The organism is Acidobacteriaceae bacterium (assembly GCA_028283655.1).
GTDB lineage: Bacteria > Acidobacteriota > Terriglobia > Terriglobales > Acidobacteriaceae > Granulicella.
Genome location: JAPWKE010000002.1, coordinates 49,271 through 62,461, shown reverse-complemented (window position 1 = coordinate 62,461; position 13,191 = coordinate 49,271). Strand labels below are relative to the sequence as shown.

Here is a 13,191-nt window from a genome sequence, read left to right as displayed (position 1 = left end):
GACGAGGATGTCTTGTAGGTAACGTTCTTGTACGGGGTTGTCTTAGGAAATAGCGCTGCCAAGCTGTGTCTGAATGTAAGAGAAGACACTCTGGATGGAAGTAGCCAAAGCCCGAAGGGATGCGATAGCAGCAAGACCAATCAGGGCAGCGATAAGGGCGTACTCGATCAGGTCCTGCCCAGACTCATCCGCGATGAGTTTCTTGAACGTGAGGCAAATGTTCTTCATGTGAGTCTCCTTAGGTGTTACGCTCCTAGTGTTTGCCAGGGAGCGTATTTCTTAGCTTTGTTAGGCTCGGAATAGGGCTTTCGAGCAGGGGTCTTGGTAACTATGGCGGAAGCGTAACACCGGAATAAGTCCCAAAATGGGACGAAAGCAAATAAGGAAAGGTTTTGATATCACAGGTGATATCCATGGCTGGAAATCACCGGATTACCCTTCATTACGCCTCCGGAAGCGATACAACTTCTTACAAAGACCCTTTAGCTAATGGATTTATCGTCGTTCGAGAGAATCACGTTAGTATGTTTTTTGCCGATAGCGCTCTCGAGCGGCGGTAACCTTAGTACCGTTACAAATGCCCGAGCGCACCGAATAGTGGAAGTAGAGAGCCTCGATGAGATTTTTTGGCTGGTATCTAAACTTCGTCCACCACGCCCGGATCCCCATGCCGGTCGAAGTCGTTTTGCTTGTAGCCGTGCTGCTGGGTGCGTTAATCCCGCTCGCCATTCTTCTTTATCGCCGCGAGACGCGTTCACGCCGCAGCATGAAGCTGCAGGATGAAGAAAAGCGGCTCTCGCAGGCGCTGGAAGCGCAACGCGTCACCACGCTGCGGAACGAAGCCCTTACCCTCGAAGTGCGTGAACGTCAGAAGACCGAGGCCAAGCTCAAACACCTGGCCTATCACGATCCAGTGACGGGCCTGCGTAACCGGGCTTATCTGACAGAGGAGATTCAGAGCCTGTTACACAAAGGCCCGAGCCCAACTGGCGTCATCGTGCTTCTGTATATCGACCTCGACAACTTCAAAACAGTGAACGACATGCTCGGCCATCGCTATGGCGACGTCATGCTGCAGGAGATCGGCAAGCGCATCCAGGCGGCGGTGCGGGATGAAGACGTTGTCGCGCGTGTTGGCGGCGACGAGTTCGGCGTGCTCATGCGCAACGCACAAAGCGTCGACAGGGCCTTCCGCCTGGCGCAGCGATTGCTCACTCTAATAGAAGAGCAGATTGACCTTGCAGGCCTGGCCTTCACCCCGGCCGCGTCCATCGGTCTCTGCCGCGTGCAGCAGGACTGCACCTCGCCGGACGTCGTACTGCGGAACGTGGACCTTGCCCTCTACCGCGCCAAGCGCGAGGGAGGCTCACGAGTCGTCATCTTTGATTCGACGATTCACGAAGAAGCCCTGGCCACGATGCGGGCCAAGCAGGAGATCAAATCCGCGATCAGTAATAAGGAGTTTGTCCTCTTCTACCAGCCCCTGATCGACATGCGCGACCACTCTATCTACGGCGTGGAAGCTCTCATCCGTTGGAACCATCCTCGCAAAGGTATTGTTGGTCCCTACGAGTTCATCTCGCTGATGGAAGAGAGTGGGCAAATTGTCGAAGTCGGCGCATGGGGTTTGAAGCAAGCCTGCGAAGACCACAAGAAAATGCAGGAACTCCTCGATGGGAACCTCGTTCTAAGCGTCAACGTCTCGGCCCGTCAGCTTGAACTCAGCGACTTTGTAAGCACCCTGCGCGAGACACTCATAGAAAGCAACATCAAGCCGGCCAGCCTCCAGCTTGAGCTGACAGAGAGCATTCTTGCTTCAGAAACCGCACGCATCGGCGCACTCTTTCAGGAGATTCGCTCCCTCGGCGTAAAGATCGCCTTCGATGATTTCGGTACGGGCTACTCTTCGCTCAGCTATATGGAGCGTTATCCCATCGACACGTTGAAGATTGACCAGACCTTTGTTCGGCGTATGAGAGAGTCTCCCCTGAACCGGGACATCGTGCGGTTCATCGTGCAGCTGGCCCACGCCAGCGGAACAAATGTAACCGCCGAGGGTGTCGAAACAGCCCATGAGGAAACAGAGCTGCTATCACTTGGCTGCGCCATCGCCCAGGGCTATCTCTTCAGCCGACCTGTCCCTCTCGACCAGATCATCGGTCTGCTGGAGCGTGGCCTGCCCAATGCGAAGAAGGAAACCAAAGGCAGGCTCTTCCGCATTCCTGCACGCACGGAGATGGTCTAGCTTTCAACCACCATGGCACTAGTGCGCTGCGAGCATTTCGCTCAGGCGATCAGCCGTTCCAGGTATCCGTTCGAGATGCGGATAGCGAAGTCCTTCGTGATACGCCAGCGTTACCTCGCGGAGCTGGCCATCTTCTTTCACCGTCAGGACGATCGGTGACTTGGAGCCTCCCTCCGCATCAGTAATCGCCTTCCGAAGAACCTCTTCCGTATAGGCCTGCCCGTTAATGCTTATCACCTGCATTCCAGGCAGCAGACCCGCGTGAAACGCCGGGCTGTTCCACCACACCCGGCTCAGCGTGGCAGAGGGCGTGATGCTGAAACCAAGCGATGTGCCGTAGCTTCCATTGCCTGTGAAGCCAAGGGCCGCAACGTTCTGGCCGGGAATGTACGCAGGCTTTGCCGAAGCCATCCATGCAGGCATCGTGTCGTTATAGACAAGCCGATAGCCGCCATCCACAAAGCCACCTTCGGGAATCGAGCACTGCACGTCATACACTCGCGAGTGCAGGAAGCTGCTCCAGTCATAGGGCTGCAGGCTCTGCAGCAGGGCGACGATATCGCCGAAGTTATACACGTCGGTAACAACGCTGCCGTCACGAACACCGGCGAAGCGCTTCGCAAAATCGTCGAGGCTCCGTGATCCGTGCGAGAGTTCGCGAATCTTCATGTCGACGTCGAGCCAGACCAGCACGCCTTCCATGTAGTAATCCGACTGGCGCTCCCAACTCGGCCAGCTGTTCGCACCATGCTGCCCGAGGATCGGCTGGTTTCCCGTATCTTCGACTGAACGCCACTCCCGCCCGCGATTGTCCTGCATACCGGCAGCAACCGCCGCAAGAAGATCCTTCGTGGTCTCAGCCGTTCGCAGCCCTGAACGCGCCGCCAGCTGATAGCCCCAATACTGCGTGAGCCCTTCATACACCCAGAGCATTTCGTTGCGCATCGGAACGTTGAAGTTCGGCGTCCACAATGCATCCGGGCGGCGAAACTTGCCATTCCACGAGTGCACAAATTCGTGCGCGAGCAGATCATTCTTCGGCGTCTGCGCCGCCCAGTTCGTAAAGTAGTCCGCCTCGGTGGCATCCTCGCTCGACTGGTGATGCTCCAACCCCTGGCCACCGATGGCGTTACTCAGCATCAGCAGAAAATCATAGTGCTGATAATGATGAGAGCCGAAAAGCTTGAGAGCTTCTTCGACAAGCTTGCGGTGCTCTTCCAACTGCGCAGGCTCCATCTTCAGATACTTTGCTTCATCCGCAAAGACATCCAGGTGGACCGGCACGGCAGCGTTTGGCGATAGATCAAGACGCTCAAAGTATTTGCCCGCAACCAGCGGCGAATCCACCAGCGTATTCAGCGTCACATCCTGAAAGTGCGTCGTGTCGCCAGCTTGCGAAGCCTTCTCCAGCGCAGAGGCAAACTGCCACCCCTTCGGCAACTGCACCGACGGAACAAAATGAATCTGCCGAGAGAAATAACCGGCCGGGTAGAGCAGCACCGTGTTCCACGAAAGGTCCAGCATCTGCGGCGTGAACTCGACGCGACCAGTCCCCGGCCCAACCGCAGTCAGGTAGTCAAAGCTCACCTCAAGCGTCTGTACACCTGCGGGGATATCCAGATGGAACGCGTACATATTCACGCTGTCACGGCGCCATGCCAGCCGCTTTCCGCCAGCAGTGAACGCAAGCCCGCCCACTCTCTGGATCGGCCCATAACCCGAGTGATAGCCCGGGATCCACTCGGGATACAGCATCGTCAGCTTCCCCGGCACAACAGGAACGCTCTCCCGCACCGCAATCACACGATGTGTGACGTCTCTGCCATCCACTTTCAACGAGATGCTGCCCGGAAACGGGATATCTCTCGGGGATTCGATCGCAGGAGGCATCGCTACCGGAAGCGGGCCACGCTCCAGTTGAGCCCATGCACTTCCAACACAAGACAGTCCAAGAACGGCTGCAGAGAGAAAACGATGGCGCATGTTTACCTTCGGGCGGGAGTAACAAAACTGCGGCCTCCGCCTTGGCAGAAGCTCCGCAAGCTTTCGATAACTAGGAGTTGATGACTAGGAGTTACGGCCGAGAAAGTTATGCCGCATCGCCATCTCCACCGCAGCCGCGTCCAGCACAACCGGCTGATCGACAGGCTCAGGAGCAGGCATCACAACTACCGTTTTCGGCACAAACACTGGGCGATCGGGGACCTTCGCCGACAAGGCATTCTGTTCTTCTACAACTGGCTTCACGCGTGTCCTTGTCTCTCGTTGTTTCTTGGGTGGCAGAATCACAAGCACAGGCGGCGCAATCTCCACATGAACCGGCGCCTGCTGTGTAGTCTTCATCTTTATTTTCGCGAAGCTTAACCGGAGCAACCGGGCCAGCCAGCGTAAGTACGATCTCACGCATTTGATGCAACTTTGCGATCTCCGCGTCAACATCTCGCAGAATTGCTGATATATCCATAAATCCAGAATACCGAAGCCCGGACACTTCCAACAGCGACTACTGCATCAATTTTCCGTTCCAGAGCCCTAACTCAGCGGCATGTGGACGATCTTCGACACGACTGCGGCTGTTCAGGATCATCGTCTTCTGCCCGTGCGGGGTAAATATCGGCCACTGCGGCAGCCCCGGCGCGGCAGGCACATCGCCCTTGATAAAGCTCACCCACGCCTCATGGATCGTTTTTGCCAGCGCCAGCGCGGCTTCAGAGGGCCGGTGTTCGAAGTGCTCCCACACAAAGCGCAGCTCATAACTGTGGAACGCGAAGCCCGCAAGACGTCCCTTTTCCTCCGGAAAATCCAACCGGTAGACAAAGGATTCCCCACCGCCTGCGATGTTCGCCTCCGCCACTCGGATCGACGGAACCCAGTACTCTTCGGCCGTCGTGCTGCGGATGCGCCGCAACTCAACGGGCATCTCTGGATAGACCGTCTGATACTTCGCCGCGATCTTTGCAAAGGTGTCCACAGGAAGATTGCCCAGGTCCCCAGCGCCGGGGTCTTTTGCGGGATGCGGGCCGATAAACGCCGAGCTTTCATCCAGGTTCGTTCCCAGCAGCAGCCGCTTGCCTCGCGTGGCACCTGCGCGGATAACCTCCAGCGGCCACCGCTGCATCAACGTGTCGTCCAGCTCTGGACGCAAAGGGAAGTGCGCCGGCCAGTCATGTTCAAACTGCTTCTGCAGCTTCACAATCTGGCTACTGTCTGCCGTCAGCGCCGCCTCCGTGGACGAAGGCATCGCGGCCTGCATCCAGGCCGCTCGCCAGCCTTCCCCAATCTTGCGAGCATCCTGCTTCGACCACACGCGCTCCGCGCCACCACTCTCTGAAATCATCTGGTGAAAAAGCGGCCGCGCCGCAGGCACGCCCATCAGAATATCCGTGAGCTTCGCGCCCGCCGACTCTCCGCCAAGCGTCACCGCTTTGGGATCGCCCCCAAACGAAGCAATATTCTTCTGCACCCAGTTCAACGCCGCAATCAGATCACGCAGACCGTTGTTTGCAGAGCCCGCATAGGTTTCTCCCAGCATGGGCGACCAGTCCATAAAGCCAAACACACCAAGCCGATACGCGACCGTCACGCACACGATGCCTTCACGCGCAAATGTGCTCCCATCGAACATCGCCTCCGACGACCTGCCGCCTGTAAAGCCACCACCATGCACCCAGACAAACACCGGGTGCGGTCCAGGCGTATCCGGGGTCCAGACATTCAGATAGAGGCAGTCTTCGCTTTGCTCCTTCGCATCCCCGTTAGGTTGCACTGCGGCAGGCGCAAACTGCAGGGCATTGCGTACGCCGCTCCACGGCATCGGCTCCAGCGGAGGACGAAACCGCAACTCACCCACCGGAGGCTGCGCAAACGGGACGCCACGAAACAGCCGCACACCCTCCATCCGCTCCCCACGCACAACACCCAGCGGCGTCTTCACGTCCACGGTTGGAGAAGCGGCAAATCCGTAGCCCGTTGCCACGCAGGCAAGAGCGGAGTTCGCAAGAAAGCGGCGGCGAGTAAGCATCCATCATCCTTTCGGCTGGGCATGGTCTCCGCCAGCGCAGCCCCTCCCTACGACTTTAACGAACTCCACCACGACCAACACTTCCCACAGGCCTTGCAAATGGAGGTATCCGTTAGGCAGATTGCCTCAATCGCGAACCCCACGTACGCTGCTTGTGATCACTAAAGCGTCGCTGCCGCTGCAGCAAAACGCTCTCACTTTCTTCAGTAACAGGAAAACAGCCCACCCGATGGATCTTCGCTCGCAGCAAACCTCCGCCCCCGGCCGCGTCAACCTGCTCGGCGAACACACCGACTACACCGGCGGCCTGGTACTTCCCATGGCGATCCCCTTCGCCACCACCGCAGAACTCAGCGCAGCCACCGACGGCTACACCTTCCACTCAGCAACCTTCGCAGGAGAGCGCACCCTGCGGCACGACGAACACCCTGAGCCACGCGGCGATTGGAGCGACTACCCCGTCGGCGTCCTCCGCGAGCTACAAGCACTCGGCATCACACCGCCACCGTTTGTTTTGTCACTGTCTGGGAACGTTCCCTTCGGTGCCGGCCTCAGCTCTTCTGCGTCGGTAGAAGTCGCCACCTGCGTTGCCCTGCTGCGCTGGGCCAACGCCAAGCTTTCTCTGCCCGAAATTGCCCTGCTCTGCCAGCGCGCCGAAAACCGCTTCGTCGGTTCCCCCTGCGGCATCATGGACCAGGCCGTCATCACCGCCGCCACCCGCGACCACGCACTGCTGCTGCACACCGCCGACCTCAGCTTCGAGCTCCTCCCGCTCGACCGTGGCGAGCTTCGCCACGCCTCCATCGTCATCTGCAACTCCGAGGTCAAGCACTCCGTCGCCACAGGAACCTACGGCCTCATCCGCCAGCAGATGGAGGCCGGGCAAAGCATCCTCCGCGAACGCTTTCCCAGCGCACAAAACCTCGGCCTGGCGACCGTCGAACAGCTCGAAAGCTGTCGCGAGCAGATGGCGCACGAATCCTACCTGCGCTGCCGCCACGTCATTACCGAAAATGCTCGTGTCCGTGAAGCCCGCGAGGCGATGCTATCCGGCGACGTCGTGCGCATGGGCCAACTCATGCTCGCGAGCCACCGCAGCCAGCGCGACGATCTCGGCACAAGCTGCCCGGAGATCGACACCCTCGTCGCCACCGCCGAAACCCTCGACGGCTGCTTCGGAGCACGGCTTACCGGCGGAGGCTTCGGAGGCTGCACCGTAAACCTCGTCCGCAAAAACGCCGTCCCCGCCTTCCTCAAGCAACTCACCGCAGCCTACAAAGCGCAGTGGAAGATTGATGCAGCCACCTACGTCTGCAACGCCACGGACGGCGCCGTCGCCCTGCACCCCGAAGTCCTCGCCACCGAAGGAGTTACCCGTTGAACGAAGTTTTCCTGCAACAGCCCCACCGACGCTGGAACCCTCTCCGTGGCGAATGGGTCGTCGTCTCTCCCCACCGCACGCAGCGCCCCTGGCAGGGCCAGACCGAGGACACCGCGCCACCTGCACCGCCCGCCTATGACCCCACCTGCTACCTCTGCCCCGGCAACACGCGCGCCGGCGCCCACACCACTCCGCAATACACCGAAACCTTCGTCTTCGAAAACGACTACGCCGCGCTAAAGTCGGACGTACCCGCAGCCAGCTTCGATCTCGATGACGCCGGATTGCTGCGCGCCAGCACCGAGCGAGGCATCTGCCGCGTGCTCTGCTTCGACCCGCGCCACGACCTCACGCTCGCCACTATGCCCGTCAGCGGCATCCGTCGCGTCGTCAACGTCTGGGCCGAGCAGGAAGCCGAACTCGGGGCGCGCCCCGATGTGGGCTACGTCCAGATCTTTGAAAACCGCGGCAGCATGATGGGCGCCAGCAACCCACATCCGCACGGGCAAATCTGGGCCACAGAACACGTCCCCAACGATCCCGCAACCGAACTCGCGACGCAGCAACAGTACTTTGCCACACACAACGAGCCGCTATTGCTCGCGTACCTTCGGCTGGAACTCGCACAGGCAGAGCGCATCGTGGCAGAGAACGAAACCTGGGTGGCGCTTGTGCCGTTCTGGGCCGTCTGGCCCTTTGAGCTGCTCGTTCTCCCCCGCACACACAGCGCGCACTTGCATACGTTGTCCCCGGAACAGCGTGACGGACTTGCCGCCATGCTGAAGACGTTGACAGCCGGCTACAACCGCGTCTTCGATACACCGTTTCCCTATTCGATGGGCTTCCACCCCGCACCAGCCGACGGCGAACCACACGCCGAGTGGCAGCTCCACGCACACTTCTTTCCGCCGTTGCTGCGCTCCGCCACCATACGCAAGTTCATGGTCGGCTTCGAGCTTCTCGGCTCACCGCAGCGCGACATCACGCCCGAAAGCGCAGCCAAAACTCTCCGCCAGGCGATCCACGCGTAAACAGCGGCACTAACCTTCCTGCGTTCGGCGAAAAACAAACGTCCGCTGCGCGGCAAAACTCAGCAGGCTCAGCAACACTTCGATCGCAATCTTCGCGGGAACCACCGGCCACCCGAGCCGCTTCACCGCCAGGGACAGCAGCACGTAACTCATCGTGCCCAACCCCAGCGCCAGCGCATAATAACGACCGAGCGATGAGATCAAAGAGCCCTTTGTACGAAACACAAAGCCTCGATTCAATGCGTAGTTCAGCAGCGAGCTCAGCCGCCCCACCACGACACTCAGCAACAAATTCCTGCTCAGCGAGTACGTCACCGAAAAGCCCACCAGATCGACGGCAGCAGCCAGCAGGGACGACGAGTAAAACCGCAGCAGTACAAAGTAAATACGCATCGAATCACGTACCGGATCAAAGTGCGACGAGCGATTGCCTTCGAGATACACCGTCGCAATCGGAACCTCACGCGGCCGTTCATAAGCGCGACAGATATGCGCCAATACGCGCATTTCATACTCATACCGCTCGCCTTCGAGCGCCATCAACTCCAGCAACAAAGCCCGTGGAATCGCCCGCAGCCCCGTCTGCGTGTCCGAAACATCCGAGCCGTTCGCCAGACGAAATACGATCCTCGTCAGCCGATTGCCAAACCGACTACGCATTGGAACGTCCTTCGCAAAGCTGCGGCAACCAAGCACCACGCGATCCGTTCGGCCTGCAAACGCAGCAGCTACCGCGCAGATGTCCTCCACGCGATGCTGGCCATCAGCATCCGCAGTCACTACGCCAGAGATCTCAGGAAACCCATTCAGCAGCGCGTTGAAGCCCGTCTTTAACGCCCGACCCTTGCCCAGATTCACGGCATGGCGCACAACGCTTGCGCCTTCCGCAGCAGCGCGCTCCAGTAACTCGCGAGCGTCCCCCTCGTTGCCATCGTCCACCAGCAACACCGTCGCAAAGCCAGCGGCCCGCAACGCTCGCACGAGCTCCACAAGCTGCGGCTCCGGCTTCCATGCCGGAATCAGCACCGCGATCTGATCGAAGAACTCCACCCTGCTCGCCTCGCTCCCAGCTTAGTGGAAGCGAAAGACGACACCAGCGCCCAGTTGCAAAATGTTCTGCACATTGTTGTCCGCGTTCGGCAGTTGCGTCCGCAGATAGCTCGCCTCCAGCGCGCGAATCGCAAAGTGCTTTTTCACCGCCAGATCCACACCGAGCCCTGCGCGAAACGCCAGGCCGTTCGCGTTTGACTGCGCCGCTCCGGGAGCAGGAAACAGACTGTGAAATCCGTTCGCCTCACCGGCCATCACTTCGCCATACGCCGACACGCGATGCCCGCCGTGCCAGCGATAACGCGGGCCCGCCGTCCACACCACAAACGACAACGGAATACCGCTCGCCGCAATCGAGTTCGTATGCGTGCCCGAGACAGAAAGCGCCGCGCCCAGCCCATGCCAAAGCGAAGCACCCAGCTCAGCCTGCCCACCCGTCATCCAGAACGGCTGGCCCGTACCCGCGTTGAACGAGCGCTGTGCCGCGAACGTTATGCCCAGATCTAGGTCAGCCTTCTTCTGCGTCTGCGCCTTCATCGGCACCGCCGCCAGGGCAGCTGCCAACATCAACACGGCCTTGCATCCAGACATCTTCAAGCGTTCTCTCCTGCGTGCCCGGAAGCACTTACTCCACCGTCAGCGTTACCTGCGTCGTATGCTGCAGCGTGGCGCCGTTTGTTCCCAAAGCCGTTGACGTAACGGTCACCGTATAAGTCTTCACCGACTGCGCGAAGAAGCCCGAGCTGCAACCCGCCATACTCAGGACACCGAACGATCCCAGCATCGTGAGCACCATCAGCACCGGACGCATCTTGCGACCACTGCGACGGAAGCGGCGACCGAACGGCAGCAGCAGAAGCGCCAGAGCGATCGTTCCACCGCCAAACAATCCATGATGCGACAGCGCAGCCTGCAACGGCGGAGCCTTCAGCGTCATCGTCACACTGGCTGCCGCCGAACCCGGCGTCACCGTCGTCGGAGAGAACGTCACCGTCGTCCCCACAGGAACGCCCGAGGCCGCGAACGTAACCGGATAGTTGAACGCGCCGTTCAACGGCGCAACCTGCAACGTATACGATGCCGACTGGTTCGGCTGAACCGTGTACGCGGTCGTCCCTGTAGCCGCCAGCGTGTAGTCCGCCACCGTCTCTGTCACCGCCGTCGAGGTACTCGTCAGGAAGTTTGCGTCGCCGGAGTAGATAGCCGTGATCGCATAACTGCCTGAGGTTGCAAACGAAGTCGTCAGCGCGGCGAGGCCGGAAGCCGGAAGCGTCACCGGACCTCCAATCGCCGTGCCGTTCGCGTAGAACTGCACGGTTCCCGTAGGCGTTCCCAGGCCAGCCGGAAGCACCTGCGCCGTGAAGGTCGTGGACTGCTGCGCCAGCACCTGCGCCAGGCTCGTCGTCACCGTCGTCGTCGTGGACGCCGGCACGGCCGTGCCCGCAAGAAGAATCGTCTGGTTGATAACGCCCGTTCCGCCAAAGATGACCGAGCCGCTCATCGCACCCACCGCCGTCGGCAGGAACGCAACATTCTGCGTGCAGCTCGCACCAGCAGCCAGCGAAATCGGCTCAACCGAGCACGTCCCGCCCGTCGTCGTCTGGAACGTTCCGGTAAACGTAATGGAGCTGACCGTGATCGCCGCCGTTCCGGTATTTGCCACCGTCACAGCTTGCCCTGCGCTCGCCACACCCACACCCTGCGCACCAAAGGTGATCGTCGGCAGCAGCCCGCCGCGCACGCGCTGGTCAAGCGTATCGACCACAGCGACGTCGCCCGCAGCGTTCACACCTACTGCCTTCGGCGCGTTCAGAACCGCAGCCGTTGCCACTCCACCATCGCCGCCAAAACCCTGACCGCCCGAACCTTCTACCGTCTGAATCACGCCGCCGCCAAGCTGGCGCACGCGCTGATTGTTCGTGTCGGCGACGTATACATTGCCGTTTGCGTCTACGCTGACGCCCGTCGGCTTCGCCAGCAATGCCGCCGTCGAAGACGCACCATCGCCGCCAAAGTCACCCGAAAAAGTCGGCGTGCCCGAACCTGCCAGAGTCGACATCGTGCCAGCCGCGCTGATCGCACGCACACGCTGGTTGTGCGAGTCCGCAACATAGACGATACCCGTCGAGCCAATCGCCACGCCGGTCGGGCTATCCAGCGCAGCAGCCGTTGCAGCCGCGCCGTCGCCCGTGTATCCCTGATCGCCCGTACCCGCAATCGTCGTGATCACACCCGTCGAACTAACCTGCCGCACGCGCTGGTTGTCCGTATCGGCGATGTAGACCACGCCTGCAGAACTCACCGCAACAGCACTCGGCAGATTGAGCGTCGCAGCCGTTGCAGCCGCACCATCGCCCGAAAACCCTGCAACACCTGTACCCGCAATCGTCGTGATCACACCCGCGCTTACCTTGCGAATGCGCTGGTTGTGCGAGTCCGCGATGTAGACGTTGCCGCTCGCATCCACGGCAATGCCAGTCGGCGTATCCAGCAGCGCGGAGGTTGCCGCACCGCCATCGCCGTCATAGCCTTCAACACCCGTACCCGCAATCGTCGAGATCGCGCCCGAGGCTTTCACAACTTCGCGGATGACGTGGTTGTTGGCATCCGCGATGTACAGGTTGCCCGCAGCGTCATACGCCACCGCACTCGGCGAAGCCAGCGTCGCACCCGTCGCGGAGGCGCCATCACCTGAAAAACCTACCGTCCCCGTCCCCGCAACCGTCGAGGCCGACCGCGCCGGAGTCACCGTCAAAAGTCCCTGGGCATGCGCCGACATCGCGCCAGCCAACAACCCCAGCCCCACGAGCACGCTCAGGCTACCCACAAAAGGTACGCGCGACGACCGATCTTTCCTGATCTTCCAAGCCTGGCTCAAAACGAAACTCCTCATGAGGTCCAACAACGCAACCAACTCAGCGACCGCTTCCAGCTTCGCTATCGACCACGTTCAAACAAAACGGCAACGCCGTAGGGGAATGGCTCATGGCATAGGCTTGCGAAGCTTTTTCAGCATCCGCTTCGCCCGGCACGATCGGGTAGGCCTTGGCGGCAATCAACTGATACTCACCAGCAGCAGCCCCGTGCAATGCCACATGGAAGTGCAAATGATAGCTGCCGTTTTCGCCCGACTCTACCTCTTTGCCCGCCTGCTCGGGTAACTCACCATGCGCGCGGGGCTCCGCAATCAACTCGATCGGCGCACCCAGACGCCGAACCTGCTCGGCATCCTCCGGGCGTGCAAAGCCGAGCTCAAAACGTCGAATGCCCGTAACCGCACCCGAGTGTTCGAACTGCGGATTCCAGTCCAGCGTAAGAACATCACCGTCTGACACCGTCGTACAAACTCCAGGAGTCAGCGTCACGGCATGATGGCTTCGCCCACGCTGGCCGCGAGCGCTAACGCCCCCAACCAGCATGGCCGCAACAAGTGGGATCGCCCAGAAGTTCACGCCGCCCATCC

General features: G+C 60.3%; 11 protein-coding genes. 3 read left to right on the top strand and 8 right to left on the bottom strand.

Annotated elements, in window-relative coordinates; genetic code table 11:
- Positions 1-42: 42 nt before the first annotated feature.
- Positions 43-228, bottom strand: a complete 186-nt coding sequence (locus tag PW792_01875; protein MDE1160674.1) for a Flp family type IVb pilin — start codon at positions 226-228, stop codon at positions 43-45.
- Positions 229-616: 388 nt separating this feature from the next.
- Between PW792_01875 and PW792_01870 the strand changes: the two genes are divergently transcribed.
- On the top strand, positions 617-2,245 hold the full coding sequence (locus PW792_01870; GenBank protein MDE1160673.1) for an EAL domain-containing protein: 1,629 nt from the start codon (positions 617-619) through the stop codon (positions 2,243-2,245).
- Between the two features lie 18 nt (positions 2,246-2,263).
- Here the strand turns inward: PW792_01870 and PW792_01865 are convergent, their stop codons facing one another.
- The 3 genes from PW792_01865 to PW792_01855 all read right to left on the bottom strand — a co-directional run bounded on the left by PW792_01865 (position 2,264) and on the right by PW792_01855 (position 6,266).
- Complete coding sequence (locus tag PW792_01865) at positions 2,264-4,228, bottom strand: peptidase M61 (GenBank protein ID MDE1160672.1); 1,965 nt, start codon at positions 4,226-4,228, stop codon at positions 2,264-2,266.
- An 84-nt stretch (positions 4,229-4,312) separates the two neighbouring features.
- Positions 4,313-4,492 (bottom strand): hypothetical protein, encoded by a 180-nt coding sequence (locus PW792_01860; protein ID MDE1160671.1) that lies wholly within the window; start codon positions 4,490-4,492, stop codon positions 4,313-4,315.
- A gap of 256 nt (positions 4,493-4,748) precedes the next feature.
- Entirely contained in the window at positions 4,749-6,266 is a 1,518-nt protein-coding gene (locus PW792_01855; GenBank protein MDE1160670.1) for a carboxylesterase family protein, read from the bottom strand.
- Positions 6,267-6,495: 229 nt separating this feature from the next.
- On the opposite strand from PW792_01855, the gene galK reads away from it, so the two are divergent.
- Positions 6,496-7,647: a galactokinase gene (galK, locus tag PW792_01850; GenBank protein MDE1160669.1), complete on the top strand. Its 1,152-nt coding sequence runs from the start codon at positions 6,496-6,498 to the stop codon at positions 7,645-7,647.
- Entirely contained in the window at positions 7,644-8,678 is a 1,035-nt protein-coding gene (locus PW792_01845; protein ID MDE1160668.1) for a UDP-glucose--hexose-1-phosphate uridylyltransferase, read from the top strand. The genes galK and PW792_01845 overlap by 4 nt, the downstream gene beginning before the upstream one ends.
- Before the next feature lie 9 nt (positions 8,679-8,687).
- On the opposite strand, the gene PW792_01840 is transcribed toward PW792_01845, so the two are convergent.
- From PW792_01840 to PW792_01825, 4 genes are read right to left on the bottom strand one after another with little or no spacing between them, the layout of a single operon-like run.
- Complete coding sequence (locus PW792_01840) at positions 8,688-9,728, bottom strand: bifunctional glycosyltransferase family 2/GtrA family protein (protein MDE1160667.1); 1,041 nt, start codon at positions 9,726-9,728, stop codon at positions 8,688-8,690.
- 21 nt (positions 9,729-9,749) lie between these two features.
- The gene (locus tag PW792_01835) at positions 9,750-10,319 is read right to left on the bottom strand and encodes an outer membrane beta-barrel protein (protein ID MDE1160666.1); all 570 of its coding nucleotides are present in this window, start codon (positions 10,317-10,319) and stop codon (positions 9,750-9,752) included.
- A 34-nt stretch (positions 10,320-10,353) separates the two neighbouring features.
- The gene (locus PW792_01830; protein MDE1160665.1) at positions 10,354-12,606 is read right to left on the bottom strand and encodes an Ig-like domain repeat protein; all 2,253 of its coding nucleotides are present in this window, start codon (positions 12,604-12,606) and stop codon (positions 10,354-10,356) included.
- A gap of 37 nt (positions 12,607-12,643) precedes the next feature.
- Positions 12,644-13,180 (bottom strand): hypothetical protein, encoded by a 537-nt coding sequence (locus tag PW792_01825; protein MDE1160664.1) that lies wholly within the window; start codon positions 13,178-13,180, stop codon positions 12,644-12,646.
- Positions 13,181-13,191: the final 11 nt, after the last annotated feature.